The 17,934-nt window shown below is 46.1% G+C and carries 16 protein-coding genes; 1 reads left to right on the forward strand and 15 read right to left on the reverse strand.

What is annotated here, in order from left to right; translation table 11 throughout:
• Window positions 1-489 precede the first annotated feature (489 nt).
• The 10 genes from ACESPQ_RS09400 to ACESPQ_RS09445 form a co-directional block, all read right to left on the reverse strand.
• Window positions 490-2,355, reverse strand: a complete 1,866-nt coding sequence (locus ACESPQ_RS09400) for an ABC transporter ATP-binding protein (protein ID WP_109770677.1) — start codon at window positions 2,353-2,355, stop codon at window positions 490-492.
• Window positions 2,348-4,621: an ABC transporter ATP-binding protein gene (locus ACESPQ_RS09405; protein ID WP_002610476.1), complete on the reverse strand. Its 2,274-nt coding sequence runs from the start codon at window positions 4,619-4,621 to the stop codon at window positions 2,348-2,350. Before ACESPQ_RS09405 ends, ACESPQ_RS09400 begins: the two co-directional genes overlap by 8 nt.
• Window positions 4,618-5,082 (reverse strand): MarR family winged helix-turn-helix transcriptional regulator, encoded by a 465-nt coding sequence (locus ACESPQ_RS09410; RefSeq protein ID WP_002610474.1) that lies wholly within the window; start codon window positions 5,080-5,082, stop codon window positions 4,618-4,620. The genes ACESPQ_RS09405 and ACESPQ_RS09410 overlap by 4 nt, the downstream gene beginning before the upstream one ends.
• Before the next feature lie 174 nt (window positions 5,083-5,256).
• Window positions 5,257-6,522: a hypothetical protein gene (locus ACESPQ_RS09415; RefSeq protein WP_009270999.1), complete on the reverse strand. Its 1,266-nt coding sequence runs from the start codon at window positions 6,520-6,522 to the stop codon at window positions 5,257-5,259.
• A 95-nt stretch (window positions 6,523-6,617) separates the two neighbouring features.
• The gene (locus ACESPQ_RS09420; protein ID WP_038274609.1) at window positions 6,618-8,180 is read right to left on the reverse strand and encodes a putative ABC exporter domain-containing protein; all 1,563 of its coding nucleotides are present in this window, start codon (window positions 8,178-8,180) and stop codon (window positions 6,618-6,620) included.
• The gene (locus ACESPQ_RS09425) at window positions 8,164-8,874 is read right to left on the reverse strand and encodes an ABC transporter ATP-binding protein (RefSeq protein ID WP_257327747.1); all 711 of its coding nucleotides are present in this window, start codon (window positions 8,872-8,874) and stop codon (window positions 8,164-8,166) included. Before ACESPQ_RS09425 ends, ACESPQ_RS09420 begins: the two co-directional genes overlap by 17 nt.
• On the reverse strand, window positions 8,871-9,605 hold the full coding sequence (locus tag ACESPQ_RS09430) for a DUF2812 domain-containing protein (protein WP_109770679.1): 735 nt from the start codon (window positions 9,603-9,605) through the stop codon (window positions 8,871-8,873). The genes ACESPQ_RS09425 and ACESPQ_RS09430 overlap by 4 nt, the downstream gene beginning before the upstream one ends.
• Window positions 9,595-9,933, reverse strand: a complete 339-nt coding sequence (locus ACESPQ_RS09435) for a PadR family transcriptional regulator (protein WP_109770680.1) — start codon at window positions 9,931-9,933, stop codon at window positions 9,595-9,597. The genes ACESPQ_RS09430 and ACESPQ_RS09435 overlap by 11 nt, the downstream gene beginning before the upstream one ends.
• Window positions 9,934-10,623: 690 nt before the next feature.
• On the reverse strand, window positions 10,624-11,163 hold the full coding sequence (gene epsC / locus ACESPQ_RS09440) for a serine O-acetyltransferase EpsC (RefSeq protein WP_002610463.1): 540 nt from the start codon (window positions 11,161-11,163) through the stop codon (window positions 10,624-10,626).
• A gap of 1 nt (window position 11,164) precedes the next feature.
• Window positions 11,165-12,049: a PLP-dependent cysteine synthase family protein gene (locus tag ACESPQ_RS09445; RefSeq protein WP_109770681.1), complete on the reverse strand. Its 885-nt coding sequence runs from the start codon at window positions 12,047-12,049 to the stop codon at window positions 11,165-11,167.
• A 461-nt stretch (window positions 12,050-12,510) separates the two neighbouring features.
• Here ACESPQ_RS09445 and ACESPQ_RS09450 point away from each other — a divergent pair, with 461 nt between their 5' ends.
• Window positions 12,511-13,461 carry a PD-(D/E)XK nuclease family transposase gene (locus tag ACESPQ_RS09450; RefSeq protein WP_373144294.1) on the forward strand — a complete coding sequence of 317 codons (951 nt, stop codon included), beginning with the start codon at window positions 12,511-12,513 and terminating at the stop codon, window positions 13,459-13,461.
• A 106-nt stretch (window positions 13,462-13,567) separates the two neighbouring features.
• Here ACESPQ_RS09450 and ACESPQ_RS09455 read toward each other — a convergent pair whose 3' ends face one another.
• The 5 genes from ACESPQ_RS09455 to ACESPQ_RS09475 form a co-directional block, all read right to left on the reverse strand.
• Complete coding sequence (locus ACESPQ_RS09455; protein ID WP_008817556.1) at window positions 13,568-14,272, reverse strand: manganese catalase family protein; 705 nt, start codon at window positions 14,270-14,272, stop codon at window positions 13,568-13,570.
• A gap of 57 nt (window positions 14,273-14,329) precedes the next feature.
• On the reverse strand, window positions 14,330-14,842 hold the full coding sequence (locus ACESPQ_RS09460) for a gamma carbonic anhydrase family protein (protein WP_002610456.1): 513 nt from the start codon (window positions 14,840-14,842) through the stop codon (window positions 14,330-14,332).
• A 369-nt stretch (window positions 14,843-15,211) separates the two neighbouring features.
• A complete protein-coding gene (locus ACESPQ_RS09465) occupies window positions 15,212-15,394 on the reverse strand; it encodes a FeoB-associated Cys-rich membrane protein (RefSeq protein WP_002610454.1) in 183 nt (60 codons plus the stop codon).
• Between the two features lie 53 nt (window positions 15,395-15,447).
• Window positions 15,448-17,463: a ferrous iron transport protein B gene (gene feoB, locus ACESPQ_RS09470; RefSeq protein ID WP_002610452.1), complete on the reverse strand. Its 2,016-nt coding sequence runs from the start codon at window positions 17,461-17,463 to the stop codon at window positions 15,448-15,450.
• On the reverse strand, window positions 17,460-17,696 hold the full coding sequence (locus ACESPQ_RS09475) for a FeoA family protein (RefSeq protein WP_002610450.1): 237 nt from the start codon (window positions 17,694-17,696) through the stop codon (window positions 17,460-17,462). Before ACESPQ_RS09475 ends, feoB begins: the two co-directional genes overlap by 4 nt.
• Window positions 17,697-17,934: the final 238 nt, after the last annotated feature.

The following is a 17,934-nucleotide window of genomic DNA, read 5'->3' on the forward strand; positions in this document are numbered from 1 at the left end:
TATCTGCATACAGCCAGGAATCCGCAAATTGCGGTTCTATTTCTGCTAATCAAAAATTGTATTGGTATACATATCTTGCAGCTATACGCTCGAATACCGGCTACCCCTTATAAATCCATGCAAATTCGATGTACAACAACAAAATCATCCAGGCCGTATCCAGGCCGATTGTATACCCTAATATACCGATGTATCCTTCCCTACTCTTCAAATCACGATAACCGATAACCGGCATATATATCCGCGAAATTCTTATCAAAATAATACAAATCACCGTCTGGATCACTTTATACCTGCTGTACAAGCACCATTGTGCAAAAAAGCCTGAACCGCGAGATCCTTCCTCATGTACATGGAGCCATGTGAAATTCACACAAAGCAATCACCATTCCGTATGGTATCAAGCATGCAACTGCAAAAGACGATTTGTCAGAATCTCGTGACAAATCGTCTTCTTTATATTTTCTGCTCACAGATTGAAACGTCTGTTTATACTTCCTCAAACTGGGAGTTGTACAGCTTGGTATAGAAGCCATCCGCTTTCATCAGATCCTCATGATTTCCGGCTTCCACAATGTCGCCATCCTTCATAACAAGAATCAGATCCGCATCCCGAATCGTAGACAAACGGTGTGCAATCACAAAGCTTGTACGGTTCTCCATCAGCTTCTCCATGCCCTTCTGAATCAGCACCTCGGTACGCGTATCGACAGAAGATGTTGCCTCATCCAGAATCAGTACCTTCGGATCCGCAAGGAAGGCACGCGCAATGGTCAGCAGCTGTTTCTGTCCCTGCGAAATATTATTGGATTCCTCATTGATCATCGTATCATAGCCATGATCCAGCGTACGAATGAAATGATCGACATAGGCAGCGTCTGCCGCAGCCATGACTTCCTCATCGGTTGCATTCAGACGGCCATAACGCAGATTCTCCATGACAGTTCCGTTAAACAGCCACGCGTCCTGCAGCACCATGCCAAACAGAGAACGTAAATCGCTTCTGCGCATATCCGTCGTTTTAATGCCGTCAATATAGATACTGCCGCTGTTCAGCTCATAAAAGCGCATCAGCAACTTAACGATTGTCGTCTTTCCGGCACCGGTTGGCCCGACGATGGCAATTTTCTTCCCCGGCTTGATATACATGGAGAAATCATTGATAACGATTTTGTCCGGAGTATAGCCAAAGTGCACGTTTTCAAAGGTAACCTGTCCCTTGATATCCGTATGTCCGTTCGCATCAAAGACTTCAACCGGCTGTGCGGTTTCCCTGACCTCTTCCTCTTCTGCCAAAAACTCAAACACACGCTCAGCCGCAGCAGCTGTAGACTGCAGGACATTCATCGTCTGCGCAACCTGAGAAATCGGGTTGTTGAAGTTTCGTACATAGATGATGAAGGACTGGATATCTCCGATTTCGATGACGCCGTTCATCGCCAGCCAGCCTCCCAGAATACACACACCGACATAGCCGATATTTCCGACAAACATGGCAATCGGCTGCATCAAGCCGCTTAGAAACTGTGATTTCCAAGCGGAATCATAAAGCTCGTCGTTGTATTCCGCAAACTGAGCAATGCTCTTTTCCTCTCCATTGAAGGCCTTCATGACAATGTGACCGCTATACATTTCCTCAATGTGTCCGTTCACATTTCCCAAAGAGCGCTGCTGCTTAGCAAAATATTTCTGAGAATGCTTAACAACAGTGGTTACCAGGAACAGGGACAGCGGAATGACAACCAGTGCCATCAGCGTCATCTGCCAGCTAATGGACAGCATCATGACAAGGAAGCCGATAATCTGTACAATGGAGGAAATCATCTGTGCCAGAGACTGACTCAGGGTCTGCTGTACCGTATCAATATCATTGGAAAAGCGTGACAGCACCTCACCATGAGATTGCTTATCAAAATAGGAGAATGGCAGAATGTCGATTTTCGCCGCCATTGTCTTACGCAGATTGAAGGATACCTTCTGTGCCACACCTGCCATCATCCAGTTCTGAATGAAATTACATAAGGTGGAAATCAGATAGATAGCAATCAGAAATAACAGAATCTCCGCAATGCGGTCAAAATTGATGGATCCTGTTCCGTATATTTTAGCGGTAAATCCGCTGACCAGCTCAGTTGTCGCCCTTCCCAGAATCTTTGGTCCGACGACCATAAAGACCACAGACAGTACGGCAAAGAGCATGGATACGATAATATTCAGATAGTAGGGGCGCATGTAGGCAATCAGCTGCTTCATGGTGCCCTTAAAATTCTTAGCTTTTTCTGTAGGAGCACCCGGGCCTCTGTGCCCCATCGGTCCTCGCTTCGCTGCATGTGAAGAACGGTTTTCTTTACTCATTTTCCAGTTCCTCCTTTGATAATTGACTATATGCGATTTCTTTATAGACATCGCATGACTTCATCAGTTCCTCATGGGTACCGATGCCAGCTACCTGCCCCTTATCCAGAACAACGATGCGCTGGGCATGCATGATACTGGAAATACGCTGTGCAACCAGCAGAACCGTGCTTCTGGTTTCCTGGCATAATTCATTCAGTGCCTTTCGCAGGCGGGCATCTGTTTTGAAGTCCAGTGCGGAGAAGGTATCATCAAAGATATAAATTTCCGGTTTTTTGACAAGCGCCCTTGCGATGGACAAGCGCTGACGCTGTCCACCGGAAACATTCGTACCACCCTGTGCAATCGGTGCATCAAAGCGCTCCTGTTTCTCATCAATGAAGTCCAGTGCCTGTGCAATCGATGCGGCCTCTTCCATATCGGCCGTTGTCGCATCCTCATTCGCATATTGCAGATTGCTGGCAATCGTACCGGTAAACAGAGAACCCTTCTGCGGTACATATCCTATTTTTTCACGCAGATCATGCTGAGATACCCTGCGGACATCCACACCGTCCACCAGAATACTTCCCTCTGTTACATCAAAGAAGCGCGGAACCAGATTGATGATGGTTGATTTACCGCTTCCGGTACTTCCGATAAAGGCGGTTGTCTCACCCGGCTGTGCCGTAAAGCTGATATCGTGAAGAACATCCTCCTCAGCGCCCGGATAGCGGAAGCTGACATGATGGAATTCAATACAGCCGCGTTTTGCTTCATCAAAGTGCTCTGCTGTTAACGGATCGCAGATGCTCGGCTCGGTATGCAGTACCTCCATGGCACGCTGTGCAGCCGCACTCGCTCTTGGCAGCATAATGGATATCATTGTAATCATCATGAATGCCATGATAATCTGAATTGCATACTGGATAAACGCCATCATATCACCAACCTGCAATGCTCCGGAATCAATCTGATGGGAGCCGATCCATACGATCAGTATCGAGGCGCAGTTCATAATCAGCATGACCAGCGGCATCAGACATGCCATGGCACGTGTGGTGAACAAATTGGTTTTCAGAATATCACCGTTTGCTTTCGCAAATTTCTCACTCTCACATTTCTGATTATTGAAGGCACGGATGACCGGCATTCCATCCAGAATTTCACGAACGACGGAATTCAGCTTGTCCATCAGCTTCTGCAGCATCTTGAACTTCGGCATAACAAAGGCGAATGCCACCATCATGATACTCAGAATGAGCACAACGACAAGTGCGATGATCCATGTCATGGATACATTGGTATTTACAACCTTGATCACAGCACCGATACCTATGATCGGAGCATAGATGACAATACGCAGAATCATTACCAACGCCATCTGAATCTGCTGGATATCATTGGTGGTACGTGTAATCAGCGTATTCGTGGAGAATTTATTAAATTCAGCACTGGAGAAGTGTTCAACCTTATTGAAAACATCCTTGCGCAGGTTTCTGGATACACCTGCCGCGATACGCGCTGCCAGAAAGCCGACAGCAACTGCCGCAGCCGCAGAGCCAAGCGCTACCGCCAGCATCATAAACCCGTGCTGGAACAGATAGGTATACTGTATGGCATCCACATCAACACCGATGGCCTTGTATTCATTTCGCACATAGGCTGCATTGGCAGTATCTGCGGTTTCTGCCCCCATGGCATCGGTCACCTTATTCATTTCCTGTTTCATATCCATCAGCTGCTTTGATGGCATGGTTTCCAAAACGGTGAAGATGTCCATTCCTTTCGGCAGACTGGATAGCAGCTTCATCATCTTTTTCTGTTCATCCGACAATTCCCTGCTGGATGAGGATTTTCCGCTTTTGGCCTCGGCAGCACTCTGCTCCAGCCCCATGACAGTCGTTTCCGCCTTGCGCAGAGATTCCTTTATGGTATCTCTTGTCGCACTGTCCACATCCTTCAGCTCATATACATTTTCCTTTTTCAGTATCGGATAGGCATCCAGCTGATCGTCAGTTGCTTCTTCACTTATGAGCCTTGTGTAATTGTCTGTAAAGACCTTCTGTTCCTTTTTATCCATGAACAGAACAAGCTTTTTTACTTCACTTTCACGAATTACACTCGGAACACCGTCTTCCACACCACCGGATACGATACCGACATCGACTATACTGGACATATAATCCGGCATCGCCAGCTCACACATCGCCTGCGTGAACAGCAATGCCACAATCGCCAGAATCGATAGGGCAAACGGCTTCAGATATTTACCTAATTTCGTCATTTCTGTTCTCCTTCCTCAAGCTTTTCTTTGCGTTTCTGAGAATATGCCAGTGCCTTTTCCAGTATGCGGACAAACGCATTGGCATCCTCCTCACCGAGTTCCTCAATGAATTCGACAAGACGCTCTGTCATAAAGGCTTCACAGTTTTTCATCATCCGACGGGCATCCTCGCTTACCTGAATATAGACGCTTCTGCGATCTGTATCCAAAAGAATCCGGTCCACCCACCCCTTTTTCTCAAACTGCTTTATAATCTGGGAAATCGCAGCGGGCGTGACCTGAAAATAATCACTCAGCTCGCTCATCTTTACCAGATTGCCGTCATTGAGCTTCATAATGGCATCCAGGACCATGATATCGCGATGCTTCATTTTCGGATGATCATCTTTTTTCAGCAGGTTGTCTCTGCGAAACATGTAAAATAAATGTGTAACCTTCCTGACAATATCCATCTCATCCATTGTATCACCTCTCCAATTAGTTAAGTAACTTAATAATTAACTACCTTAACTATTATATTCAAAAATACAGCGATGTCAACAAAGATACTTTACTTCACACAAAGTTCACAATGTTTCCGCTTTCACCTGAAAATAAAAAAAGAGGATTCTAAAGCGTCCTCTTTCATCTGCATATTATTCCTGTACGGCAGCCTCTGCCTGTTCAATCGTTTTCAGAAAGCTCTGTGCCTTTTCCACGTAATAGATTTTATTACCGTGTGCACATACATAACGGAAGCAGCTTTTCGCTTCCTCCAAGTCCTTCTCAACAAAAGCAATCAGTCCCAGGTAGTATTTGAAATCCACACGCTGAAATTCAAATCCTGCTGTCGGCATCGCTTTTTCAAAAAAGCTGCGGGAGCTGGAGAAGTTTTGATCCATCAGATCCAGCTTGTTCTGAATTCCCTCCAGACACTGTGTTTTAATCATTTGCATCGGTCCGTTGTTTACTCTGGCCCCGGCCTTCTCACACTCATCGTAATGATATTTCACCATACTGCGATCACCCAGCTGGTAATACGCATATGCCATCAGCGAGTGATAGGCGAAGATGAAGTTTCCTCTACCCTGCGCACTGGTTGCCAGCACATCGATTGCCAGATGCGGATCATTCAGATAGACCATGCATTGTGCAAGATGCTGGGGCATCGGAAAGTTCTTTTTCCGCTTTCCTTTTTTTGCATAGGCAAAAATCGCCGTTGCACAGGCCTCGGGATTGCATTGATCATACAGCAGGGAAATAATCGGCTGCATGGACATGTTCTTCCGTTTGGTGAGCTGAAAAAACAGAATGGAATACATCATCATTGCCGCAAAGACCGCTATGAAATTCTCGACATACAGAATCACAAGCAGAACCGCAATCAACCCTGTAAAATACAGCAGGTTCATTTTCAGATTAAAGCTCCAGGCCTTTTTGCCAAGTGCTTCATACTCACTCAGATATGCATGATGCAGGCGGTAAACACGTTCCACCTCCGCAACACTGGTCACATTTTCCTTTGCGAATTCCCTGCGCCTGCCTCTGTTGGGAATACTCAGCATGCCATACAGGCAGACAACAAGTGCCGGAAGCACAGTTACGGTACCAATCAGCTCAACGATGGTGAAGCCGCCCATAAAAAACAGCACCATGATGAGGATAAAGGGAACATTAAAGCGCTGCATGGCATAGCTCAGCAGCATGACGCCGTTGGCAAGACCGGATATGGTCAGACCGCCGATCAGATAATACATATAATCTGCTTTTACAAGCTCTCCTGCCATTTCCGCAGGAATGCTTTGCTGCATCAAAGAAACGATATACTCTCTTTGATAGCCCATAAATCCAAACAGGACTGCACCGGCCGCAAAGCTGACCAGTAAAACCACAAGATGTTTCTTACATTGATATTTCCACATACAATTACCTCTTTTAAATACTGTAACATACTATATCATAAACAAATGAAAAGGAAAAGAAATTTCCCTTTCCTTTCCATAAGTTTTGTATAAATTTACTCGCTTTTGATTTCTCTGCCGTTCATCATCGGTGCACAGACCAGCACGATGATAACCGATATAACGAAGTTCATCGCCAGCGAAATCATCGTCAGCTGCTGCAGAAGCTCCAGTGTAAACTCCCCCCTGCTCAGGAAGAAAATGGTCAGCCCGATACCGGGAGCAGCTGCTGCAACCATGATCAGCATACGCAACATATTCTCCATAATTGCATTGTTACGACTCTTTAAGATACGTACAGACAGCACGCTCGCTGACAGAAACAGCGTTGCATAGCCCAGCAGCATGATGAAATACTGCAGGACACTGGCAATATCTGTCTGATACAGCAAAGCCGCCACAAGAATTGCCGCACTCATCGGCAGCAGCATCTTCAAAAAGGTCGGCAGCAGCACGCATAGCAGCTTTTTCAGCGGGTGATCGGGAATCAGATAAATCTGATAGTTGTTCATATCCTTCATGAAATCGGAATTCTGGACAATGGTGAAAAGCCAGAACATCATCATATACATGAAAAAGCCAAAGCCCATATCCATGATGAGTGTGATAACCAGATAAATACCGATTGTCATAACATCCGTCCAGCGGATATAATCATTGGATTTGCGCAGCAGCAGAACATTTTTGGAAAAGATAGCCATAGCGCCACTGCGAAAGCTCGCCTTAACCTCATGAATCTTACGATCACTCATCCCATCGCGTTTGCCGGCACGCACATCCTTATACAGCGCAGTAAACTCCTGTGCATCCTGCATGGCACGTTCCACAAAGTCCCCCTTATAGCTGCATAGCAGAAGATAGGCTGCAATACAGGAAATCAGAAGTAAGCCGATTCCAAGCAGCATAAGTCCCCATGAGGAAGCGATATAGGATACCAGTATCATTTTGATCCATCCAAACAGCGGCACCAAGTAAAACAGCTCCGTATTCAGAAAAAGTGTTCCACTTCCTGCCAGTGCAAAATCGTTCTGCAGGACGACCATGCCATACACCGCCGCAACCATCAGTACATACAGCAAAGCGGCAACCGCAGGGATATGGCGATAGCTATCCTTTTGAATCGAGAGCAGATACACATAATAATATACAACCAGAAAGACAAAATACACCAAAGAAAAGCAGAGGAATGCAATCAGCAAAAACGGAAATGACAATTCGATCGTGCTACCCAGCAGAATGACCATAAGCAGGGAAACTGCCCCGCACAGAAAGGCGGAAGCAATATTCTGAAGCATGAGAAAGCGCATGGTCTGTACACGGGTAAAGGGGCCGCTGAACAGATAAAAGGCATCCGCCTCCATAAACAGCGCCTTTTTTTTCTGCAGCAGCATGACGCCGACCATCAGCGCAGTAAAGCCGACACCGATCATGATCGCCATATTGGCATCCGTGATATTCTGCATCGACAATGCGATTTCCGGCTTGGAAAGACTCATGACAATCAGTCCGCCGTACAGTAACATCATGAGTATGGCAAAAATTGCGCTTCCCTTACGGGAAAATACATGGCGAATATTCGCCTTCATGCGTGTCAGATACAGCTTATACAGTATGCTCATGTTCATCACCTTCCACAGATGCAAAGAAGATTTCCTTGATACTTTTATCCTTCAGCTCTTCCTTTCGCACATGCGCAACAATTCTTCCGTGATCCATAATATAGGCGCTGTCCCATATCGCTTCGATTACATCAATGATATGCGTGGAAATCAGAATGGCAACCCCCTGCTTCTTCAGACGTACAAACAGCTGCAGCGTTTCTTCAATGCTTGCCGGATCCAATCCCACCATCGGCTCATCCACCAGCAGCGTCTTTGGCGAAATGATCAGTGCCAGCAGCATGCTGACCTTCTGCTTCATCCCTTTTGACAGCTCACGAACCGCTTTTTTGCGTTTATCCTCCAGCTTGAACAGGGTGATATATTCATCTGCAAGCGCACGGTAATTCTCACAGCGGTATGCCTTTCCGATAAATTCCACATGCTCATCTATGGTCAGAAGATCATAGAGCACCGGTGCCTCGGGAATATAGCCAAAGCCCTTTTTCGCATCCAGTGAGCTGTTGGCAACACCGTTGATTTTAATATCTCCCTTATACTGCAGCAGATTGGTTATGCTCTTGATAGTTGTCGATTTACCTGCCCCGTTCGGCCCCAGCAGAATGGTCACCTCACCATCCGCCGCACATAGGGAAACATCATCCACAGCCTTGAATTTCCCATACAGCTTTGTCAGATTCTTTACTTCGATCATAATACACCCTCGTCTTTCTTTTTTATTTGAATTTCTTTTTTATCCCGAAACTGACGATATTGAAAGCACATCCACAGAAAGCCTTCTATCGTACAGACTGTCCCGAGTATCAGCAGCAGACTATGCATGTCCGCAGCCCAGTCAAAGCCACTTGCAAACAGCATACCGGCTCCGGACACAAACAGCAACGCCCCTTTGCGAAAGGTAAGATTCACGATACGAAGACGTCTTCTCTTCATACGCAGCATAATACCGACCACCATCAACAGGCCGACAGCCCCCAGAATCGAACCTGTCATCAAAAGGATCATCGACACCACAGAGCTTTCGAACCACAGCAGGGACAGCAGACAGAGACAGCCGATAACCAGGGCACCGGCGAATATATGCAGAGTCGAACGATATCCCTCCATTCTGGTTTCCACCTCACTGTGCAGGGGTACACAGCCCTCCTCAGCCCAGAAAAAGTAAACATCTTTTCCCTCGGGATTTATGATATGCCAGCCGCTGTTTTCAAACAGCTGAAAGTAGGCTTCCTTTTCATCCTCCTTCAGCTTCTGCATATCGTAGCTGAAGATGCGGTTGACCGGCTCCTGCTTTTGCAGGATGTAGCACATACCGCGAAATTTCTCAAACACCCAGCCTTCCTTTGCATACTGATGCAGCATTTCCATATCCTCACAATCGGAAAAGGCAAGACCACCGCACATCACGCGTTTTCTATCCTTCATATCCGTTTTCCTCCAATATTCGCAATCCGTCCTCCACCATGCGTTTTCGTCGGGCAACCTCATGCAGCAGCACCTGTCTGCCGGTATCGGTAATCTGATATTTCTTTGTCCGAACCGCATCAACTGAGGTCTGCAAAATCCATTCCGCACGGCACAGCTTCTTCAGCAGTGTATACAGGGTTCCCGGCCCCATGGTGATGCTTTGATTGCTGAGCTCTTCGATATATTTCATGATTGCATAGCCATGGCGCTCGTTCATCAGCGACAGCAGAATGTAATACATCGCATCCGTCAGCTGCTCACTCTCCATCGTATTGCTTTTTGACATATTCTTAACCTCCATAATAGATATATCCATTTTCGATATATCTATTACAGATATAATATACCATACCTAAAGATAGGCGTCAACATATTTTGATTTTCAAACTGAAGGAGCTGAAGAAAGCATACAGATGGCGCATGCTTTCTTTATACTACATGCCTTTCAGCGGCTGCAGAATGACCGCGACAAGACAAAGCAGCACAACGAAAACCAGCTTCATTTCCTCATCCCTTCTTTCCTGCACGGATATTTCATATGGTATACGATTTGAAATACCGCTATATTCCTGAAAAAGCATGTAAAAAACAGGTATTTTACGCTTGATTGCACAAAAAAAAGAGCTGTACACAAACGTATACGTTTATGTACAGTGCACAGAGATATTTTATAGCATACTCCCCCATTGCGCAAGAGTCCCATGTAAAATAATGAAATCCTTACCATCCGCCCGTTGCGATTCACCGAGGCATAATGAATCCTCAAGAATACCAAAAAGGTACTACGTTCTTCATGAGGTTACTGCCATACGTTACTGTTTTTACCCTTAATTAAACAATTTCTACCATAAGATTAGTGAATGATAATACTTACCCTTCCATATTGACAGCAAAAATGATTGAGAAGGATACCGGTATGGACAGGCTGTAAAAAAAGACGCGGAATCGTCCTGCAGCTTCCGCAGCCTTCTTACGTTTAATAAAAAATACAGTGCTTTTCCCGTTTATCTTTGGCAGCCAGCCCGATGAAGGTGGAGCCTGCCGGCACATCACTGATCACAACCGCGTTGGCTCCGACCTTGGCATCATCATGAATCGTGATGTTGCCAAGACATTTTGCCCCCGCTCCAATCATCACCCGATCTCCCAGCGTAGGGTGCCGTTTGGCATGCTGTTTACCCGTCCCCCCCAGCGTTACACCGTGATACAGCTGACAGTCATCTCCGATGACGGCAGTCTCTCCGATGACAACCCCCATTCCATGATCAATCAGCAGACCTCTGCCAATCGTTGCCCCCGGATGAATTTCTATCCCTGTCCAATGCCTGGCGATGTTGGAATTCAGCCTTGCCAGAAAAAACAGATGATGCTTGTACAGGAAATGAGAAACCCGATGAAAGGCCAGTGCACGGATATGCGGATACAACAACAGAATTTCCAGCTTGGAATGCGCTGCCGGATCGTTTTGCAGGGAGCGGTTGAGGTTGTGATTGATATCCTTCAACACCCGAAACATATCAGTCAAAATCCAGTATGGAGAGGTATTTTTCTCCACCGTCCGGTGCTACCGTAACGATCTTTTTTCCGGGATAGCGTAAAGATAAACGTTTTGCTAAAGCAATGTTGGCACCGGAGCTGATACCGACCAGAATTCCGGTTTCCTTAGCGAAGCGCACTGTCTCAAAAACAGCCTCACGATCGGATATCAGCAGAATATCATCCGCCAGCTCCCGATCAAAATTAGCAGGAACAAAATTTGCCCCAATACCCTGTATTTTGTGCGGACCAGCCTGTCGTCCACTTAAAACCGCACTCTTTTCCGGCTCTCCAGCCATGCATAAAATCGCGGGATTGTATTCCTTCAGCCGCTTTGCCACCCCGCTGAAGGTACCACCGGTTCCGATGCAGGCAACAAAGATATCCACATCCTGCAGCTGATCCAGAATCTCTTTTCCGGTTGTCTCATAATGCGCATTTGGATTATCGGGATTGTCGAACTGGGAAAGTGAACGATAGTTTGTGTTCTCCTTCATCAGCCTTTCCATTTCATCCATGGCTCCCTGCATTCCCTTTTCCCCCGGTGTCAGCACAAGTGTTGCACCGTAGGCCTTTACCAGCTGACGGCGTTCCATACTCATTGTTTCCGGCATAATGATAATGACCGGGATATGGTAAACGGCACCAAGCATAGCAAGTGCGACACCGGTGTTACCACTGGTGGCTTCAACCAGTACCGTATCCTGTCTGATTTCTCCCTTATTCATGGCAGCGTCCAGCATCCCCAGCACTGTGCGGTCCTTGATGCTGCCACCGATGTTATATTTTTCCAGCTTTACATAAATATTGGTATCCTCTATATGGTACAAAGGGGTGTTTCCAATCAGCTTTACTGTTTCCTTCATCTTTCATGTCCTCCTTTTACAGTTGATATTCTCTATGAACTTGACGATTACAACATCGTTCACGGAGCAGGACGCTTTCGCATTTGAACGTATTCCAGAACAATTTTCCTGCTGCATATGCTTTCATGCGACAAACCTCCTTATCTGCTATAGTATATTCCTTTTCAAAAGGAAAAGACACTATGACGCTTTTATGCTCTTTATTATCCCATACTTATACAAAAAAAGAAACAGTTTGGAGGCATTTTCTGAAAGAAATGAAACTTTGTGTAAGCTGTCATCCAGTGATTGGACCATGCGATTTGCTTTCACTACAGATGGATGGGACTGTAAGGCCACTATGCACAGATTCCCCATGTAGAGGATAACATGGAAATTTGTAAAAAAAATAAAAAATTTAGGAGTTTCGTATGTTTCATACGTATATAAGAGTATATAGGAAAAAAAGGAGGATACTACCTATGGAAAAAGAATATGCAAAGGATTACCCGATCCCCTTTCACAATGATGTTTTCTTCAAATACATGCTGATTGGGGACGATGCAGGCTCTGCATTGCTGAGAAGCAGAATCATCGAAGAAATTTACGGACTGAAGGTCCATGAAACGAAGGTCCTGAACCCGGAGCTGCTGCCGGAAGCTTTTTTTGGCAAACGTGCGGTTTTGGATGTCGTGCTGGAGGATGAAGCCGGCCATTTTTACGATCTGGAAATGCAGGTATCCGGCTATACGCAGAAGGAACAGCTGCGTTTTCAGCAGTATGGCTACCGCCTGGTCGGAAGACAGCTGAAGCAGGGAGACGAATATACAGAGCTGAAGCCGTTTTATCAGATTATCTTTATGAATGATAAGCCCAGGGATGGCGGACGCATGATACGCCACTACAAGGTAAAGGATGAGGATAATCAGGAGGAGCCCAACGGTACACTGAATCGAGCCATCGTGTTTCTACCGATGATCAAACAGCGTGTAAAGGAGGTTGGAGGCGTGGAAAATCTGACAGAGTTTGAAACTTTCTGCTATGTGCTTGCATATAATCCGGATGATGCTATACTAAACATGAAGAGAAGGATGGTGAACGTGGTTATGGAAAAATATAATGAAATGCGTGAGGACGTATCATTGTTCAGCTGGGCGGAATCGGTGGAGTTTGCGGAGCAGGCAGTACAGGCCAATTTGGAGGAGCGAACTGCAGAAGCTGAAAAGCTGGGGCTTGAAAAAGGTCTTGAAAAAGGTCTTGAAAAAGGAAAAAGGACATTGTTACAAACACAGATCATCCATAAGTACGAAATTGACGATAACTGGGTGAATTCCTTATCCGATCAGCAGATAGATGACGCAGTCATCCTTATCCTGAAATGTGATACATATGATGATTTAAAAGAAAAGCTGAAAAAGAACGAACTTAAATAGAAAGAAAAAGGAATGCTGAGTAAATTCGCATTCCTTTTCTTATTCGAAATTCGAACAGTATCTCCAAAAGAAAAAGCCGCAGGTTCCCCTTTGGCTGTTGCATGTCTTATTTCTTTTTTGATTTGCTTTTGGTGCTTTTGGAATCCTTGGCATTTGCCATTTTCGGTGCCTTTGGATCCGGATCATCAAAGTAACGTCCCGGCTTGGATAAGTCAAAATACAAGCGACTGTCTTCACTCATACCGAAGCTCTTATTGCTGCCGTCATCTGTAATTTTATTTAGTGCTTCACAGAACAGTGCATTGTGAGCTTCCTCACGCTCCAGCAGGAACATGATGGTTTCCTTGACATATTTATCATCAATCTGACGATACAAATACTCATATACCACCTTGGCACGCTGTTCACTTGCGATATCCGCAAGCAGATCGGCTGCCAGATCACCTGTCACGGTCACATAGTCAGCAGTCCATGGATTTCCGCTGGAATTTACCAGGGCAGGATTCAGACCGAAGGTAACCATTGTTTCAATCTCACCGGCATCCACCTTCTTATAGTCCACATCACCACCATTTAACAGATTGATGGTTTCTGCCACCATTTCCATGTGGCTCAGCTCTTCGGTACCGATATCCAGAAACAAATCCTTGAAGACCGGGTCCTTTGCGCGAAAGCTTTGTGACAGATACTGCATCGCTGCCTTGACCTCACCGTTGCAGCCTCCCAGCTGTTCCTGCATCAGGACAGCGTATTGCGGATTGGGACGCTCTACCTTTACAGGATGTAATAACTTTTTCTTGTGTTCAAACATATTCTCACTCCTTTGTCACCATTAGTATGGGAAGGAGTGTTTCATTTATACGTGATTTTAAACATCTATTTCTTTGTATTCACTGCCTAGCTGTGCATAATGCGCGGCATTCTCCAGAATTTCCTTTACCTGCTCCTCACTGCATTTGCGTATGATCCGGGCAGGACTGCCCACAGCCAGACTGTTTTCCGGAATCTGCTGTCCTTCCTTTACAAGAGCCCCTGCACCGATGATACTGTGTCTGCCGATATGTGCACCGTTTAACACAATAGCTCCCATGCCGATCAGCACCTCATCCTCAATCATACAACCGTGCAGCACCGCATTATGGCCCACGGTCACCCGTTTCCCTATTTGCAGCAAATGCTTTGGATCCGTATGCAGCGTGCAATTATCCTGTATATTGCTGTCCTCGCCGATATGAATATGATCCTTATCGCCGCGCACCACGCTGTGAAACCAGATGGAGCTTCCCTTCTCCAGCGTCACATCACCGATCACGGTCGCATTGCTGGATACATAGGCGCTTTCTTCTATGAGCGGCTGCTTATCTCTGTATGGTAAAATCATGTTCTACACCTGCTTTCCTTACAGCTATACTATACCACACAAGACACCGTTATCATGAAGGAATTTACATACGAAAGTTAAAATTTCAGATGTCAGTACCTTTTGATATTTCTTCCCCTATTTAACGATAAGTCAAAAAAAGAATTCACATTACTATAAATGACAATAGAAATGTGAATTCCTTATCCATAAACAACCGAAGACCAGGCCTTTTTAAAATTACCTGCTTTTTATTATTCAATTCCAAACACAGGAACAGCAGGTGCAACCTCAGCGAAGCCATAAGCTGTTGGCAAAGCATCCGCACACCTTATTGTATTTCCGCATATCCCATATTTATTCAGGACAGCATACAAGACAGCTCATATATTATTCCTGCTCCTGATCCTTCTTATAATCTTCATACAGGCTGGAAAAGGCAGAGCAGCTGGAGCAGTCACTGTGACAGGAGCCGCAGCCGGAGTCCTTCCCTTTTTTCGGTCTGGTAGCATAAACGATCACCGCAAGTATGGCAAGCAGTACCGCTATTACGATAACATCTGCAATATTCATATTCTCACATCCTGTTCACCTTTAGTATATGCAGGAATACAGGTTTTGTCCAATCAGAAGAACATACTTCCGATCTGAAAGACAAGGAATGCGACAAGATAGGCAACCAGCGTCTGGTAGCCGACAGCTCCCAGCGCCTGCCTGATGGATCCCAGTTCTCTTCTTGTTGCGGCGAAGGCGGCAATGCATGGCATATACAATACCGTGAAGCACAGATATGCAAAGGCGGAAACCGGAGTGAAAATTGTCTGCAAAGCAGCACTCAAACCGGCATCGCTGTTTGTCTGGGTCAGTACACTCAGCGTGGAAACAACACTTTCCTTTGCCGTGATTCCGGTTACAAGCGCGGTACTTGCTCTCCAGTCCTCAAATCCCAGCGGTGCAAAAATATGAGAAATCCAGGTGCCGATGCTGGCAAGCATGGAATCTGCGGAATCCGCAACTGCAGTGAAGGAAAAATCATAGCTCTGTAAAAACCAGATAACGATGCTGGCCACAAAGATGATCGTGAATGCCTTGCGCAGAAAATCCTTAGCCTTCTCCCACATATGCAGCACTACACTTTTTGCACTCGGTATACGATAGGAAGGCAGCTCCATTACAAAGGGCACGCTGTCTCCCTTAAACATTGTGCTTTTCAGCAACAGTGCAGACAGGATCGCCACAAGGATACCAATCAGATATACACTGATCAGGATCAATGCAGTATGCTCAGGAAAAAATGCAGCAGTTATCATACCGTAAATTGGCAGCTTGGCACTGCAGGACATAAACGGAGTGACAACGATAGTCATTTTCCGGTCACGCTCACTGCTCAGTGTACGGGCGGACATGATAGCGGGCACACTGCAGCCAAAGCCAATCAGCATTGGCACAAAGCTTCTGCCCGACAAACCGATTTTACGCAGCAGCTTATCCATAACAAACGCCACCCGGGCCATATACCCGCTGTCCTCCAGCAAAGACAGGAAGAAAAACAGCGTTACGATCACAGGAAGAAAGGACAGTACGCTTCCCACACCGTTGCAGATACCGTCTATGATCAGCGCCTGCAGCCAGTCACTGACCTGCAAGGACGCCAGCAGGTTAGCCATTTGATCACATGCTACGGCAATCCCATCCTCCAGCAGCGTCTGCATAGTGCCGCCAATCGGACCGAAGGTCAGATAGAAAATGCACAGCATGATCAGAATAAAAATCGGTATGCCAAGATATTTATGGGTCAGCAGCCCGTCAATTTTCTCGCTGCGCACCTGTGCTGAGGATGCATGCCGTTTCACAACACAGTCAGCCACCAGCTCCTCTATATAGGAATAGCGCATATCTGCCAGTGCAGCCTCACGGTCTGTCTGTAAGGCATCCTCCATGCTTTTTACGATTTTTTCTATAATATCGATATCATCCTGATGCAGCTTCAGCTCCCTTTGCATTGGTTCATCTCCCTCCACCAGCTTGGTAGAGGCAAAACGCATGGGAACCTTTGCCTGTTTCGCATGATCCTCTATAATATGGGCTATGGAATGAATGGCACGGTGAACCTCTCCCTTGCAGAAGTCCAGATTTACTGCCTGTTTTCCATCCCGAATCTGCTTTTTCACCACACGGATCAGCTCATCGATCCCCTCATTTTTGCTTGCGGAGATAGGCACGATCGGACAGCGCAGATGCTCACTCAGCGTATGCACATCAATGCTGTTTCCACTCGCCGTCACCTCGTCCATCATATTCAGCGCAATCACCATCGGCTTCTGCAGCTCCATCAGCTGCAAAGACAGATAGAGGTTTCGTTCAATATTCGTAGCATCCACGATATTGATGATCAAATCCGGATCATCCTTTAAAATGAAATCCCTTGTCACCACCTCTTCACTCGTATAAGGAGACAGGGAATAAATTCCCGGCAGGTCGACCAAGGCAGCTTCCTTAAACGATTTGATCTGCCCCATTTTCTTTTCCACGGTTACTCCGGGAAAATTCCCCACATGCTGGTTGCTGCCGGTCAGTCGGTTGAAGAGTGTCGTCTTGCCGCAATTCTGATTACCGGCCAGTGCGATTAGGACATCCTTCATTTCGCCCCCTCCGCATCTACCTCAATCTTTGCGGCATCCTCCAGACGCAGCGTCAGAACATAGCCTCTCAGATTCAGCTCCATGGGATCACCCATTGGCGCCACCTTGTTTACATGCACGTTCGTGCGCGGCGTCAATCCCATATCCAGCAGCCGTCTGCGCAGCGCCCCCTGTCCGCCAACTGCCCGTATAATGCCACCCTGTCCGGGTTTAATGTTATCCAATGTCGTCATAATCAACTACCAACTTTCTAAATGTTACCCTTGGTTAATATCCATATATATCATACTCTAATTCCTTACTTTGTCAATGCTTATCGTGCAGTTTTTCACAAACGCAAACATATTTCCACCACTATTTTCCCCTCGGTGATGATTTTCCACAGACAAGCTCTTTCAAATGCATCATCCACCACCCTTGCCCAGCCGCCCTGAAAGCCGCCAGCTAATAAAATACGATATGAAATATTCT

The sequence above is a fragment of the Clostridium sp. HGF2 genome (genome assembly GCF_964240115.1).
GTDB lineage: Bacteria > Bacillota_I > Bacilli_A > Erysipelotrichales > Erysipelotrichaceae > Clostridium_AQ > Clostridium_AQ innocuum.

Bases quoted from the DNA above. Each gene is read 5' to 3' on its own strand.
- ACESPQ_RS09430 (WP_109770679.1), bottom strand. From the start codon at position 9,605: ATGAAGGATAGAAAACGCGTGATGTGCGGTGGTCTTGCCTTTTCCGAT.
- ACESPQ_RS09465 (WP_002610454.1), bottom strand. From the start codon at position 15,394: ATGAATATTGCAGATGTTATCGTAATAGCGGTACTGCTTGCCATACTT.
- feoB (WP_002610452.1), bottom strand. From the start codon at position 17,463: ATGAAGGATGTCCTAATCGCACTGGCCGGTAATCAGAATTGCGGCAAG.
- epsC (WP_002610463.1), bottom strand. From the start codon at position 11,163: ATGTTTCGGGTGTTGAAGGATATCAATCACAACCTCAACCGCTCCCTG.
- ACESPQ_RS09420 (WP_038274609.1), bottom strand. From the start codon at position 8,180: ATGAGCATACTGTATAAGCTGTATCTGACACGCATGAAGGCGAATATT.
- ACESPQ_RS09475 (WP_002610450.1), bottom strand. From the start codon at position 17,696: ATGACGACATTGGATAACATTAAACCCGGACAGGGTGGCATTATACGG.
- ACESPQ_RS09410 (WP_002610474.1), bottom strand. From the start codon at position 5,082: ATGGATGAGATGGATATTGTCAGGAAGGTTACACATTTATTTTACATG.
- ACESPQ_RS09435 (WP_109770680.1), bottom strand. From the start codon at position 9,933: ATGTCAAAAAGCAATACGATGGAGAGTGAGCAGCTGACGGATGCGATG.
- ACESPQ_RS09450 (WP_373144294.1), top strand. From the start codon at position 12,511: ATGGAAAAAGAATATGCAAAGGATTACCCGATCCCCTTTCACAATGAT.
- ACESPQ_RS09400 (WP_109770677.1), bottom strand. From the start codon at position 2,355: ATGAGTAAAGAAAACCGTTCTTCACATGCAGCGAAGCGAGGACCGATG.
- ACESPQ_RS09460 (WP_002610456.1), bottom strand. From the start codon at position 14,842: ATGATTTTACCATACAGAGATAAGCAGCCGCTCATAGAAGAAAGCGCC.
- ACESPQ_RS09405 (WP_002610476.1), bottom strand. From the start codon at position 4,621: ATGACGAAATTAGGTAAATATCTGAAGCCGTTTGCCCTATCGATTCTG.
- ACESPQ_RS09415 (WP_009270999.1), bottom strand. From the start codon at position 6,522: ATGTGGAAATATCAATGTAAGAAACATCTTGTGGTTTTACTGGTCAGC.
- ACESPQ_RS09455 (WP_008817556.1), bottom strand. From the start codon at position 14,272: ATGTTTGAACACAAGAAAAAGTTATTACATCCTGTAAAGGTAGAGCGT.
- ACESPQ_RS09425 (WP_257327747.1), bottom strand. From the start codon at position 8,874: ATGATCGAAGTAAAGAATCTGACAAAGCTGTATGGGAAATTCAAGGCT.
- ACESPQ_RS09445 (WP_109770681.1), bottom strand. From the start codon at position 12,049: ATGAAGGAAACAGTAAAGCTGATTGGAAACACCCCTTTGTACCATATA.